At 47.3% G+C, this 275-nt stretch carries 1 protein-coding gene; it reads left to right on the top strand.

Features of this window, described 5'->3' with window-relative positions; translation table 11 throughout:
• The coding region (locus tag ACSVH6_RS13615; protein ID WP_438079413.1) for a T9SS type B sorting domain-containing protein at window positions 1-275 on the top strand (275 nt) is incomplete at both ends.

Here is a 275-nt window from a genome sequence, read left to right as displayed (position 1 = left end):
TCTTGTGGCGTACAAACGATAGAAAACGTGGAAACGATAGATTACCCGCATTACTTTACCCCTAACGGAGACGGTTACCATGATACATGGAATATTCAGGGATTGGTGAATCAGGCGGGAGCTAAGATTTACATCTTTGACCGTTACGGCAAACTGCTCAAACAAATCAGTCCGACGAGTCCGGGTTGGGATGGTACCATGAACGGTCATTTGCTTCCGGCAGACGATTATTGGTTTACGGTAGACTTCCTCGAGGGCGTTAACAGCCGACAGTT

This window comes from Flavobacterium sp. XGLA_31 (genome assembly GCF_051547105.1).
In the GTDB taxonomy this organism is placed as follows: Bacteria; Bacteroidota; Bacteroidia; order Flavobacteriales; family Flavobacteriaceae; genus Flavobacterium.
The sequence above is the reverse complement of the archived record's forward strand: the minus strand, read 5'-3'. Positions and strand labels throughout refer to the sequence as shown.